This is a genomic window from Ochrobactrum sp. SFR4 (assembly GCF_019730395.1).
Classification (GTDB): Bacteria; Pseudomonadota; Alphaproteobacteria; order Rhizobiales; family Rhizobiaceae; genus Pseudochrobactrum.
Window position 1 is genome coordinate 1 of the sequence record NZ_JAAPBB010000552.1, and the last position, 309, is coordinate 309.

Here is a 309-nt window from a genome sequence, read left to right on the forward strand (position 1 = left end):
TCAAAGATCCTGCAGATTTTATGCTGGAGATTATCGACCGTACCCGCCGCCTGAAAGACACTGCCGCCGGTATCCGTATTTTTGATGAGATCATGGGTGGTCAGGGTGGTGAGCAGTTTGTGTCCCTGATTGAACAAGGGCGCGATAAGCTTACGGAAACCATTAAAGAGGGCGAGGAGCTTGGCCATGTTCTCTCCGATGATGTGGTGCAGGCTGCTGCCGATGTTGATAAAGCCTTCGTTGATATCACGAATACAGTATCAACGAGTTTGAAAGCCGCAATTGTTTCTGCGGCTTTGCAACTTCGCT

Annotated in this window: 1 pseudogene; it reads left to right on the plus strand. The window is 49.5% G+C overall.

What is annotated here, in order from left to right:
* Positions 1 to 20: 20 nt before the first annotated feature.
* A pseudogene (locus tag HBA93_RS20210) lies at positions 21 to 309 on the plus strand (phage tail tape measure protein); the annotation flags it as partial.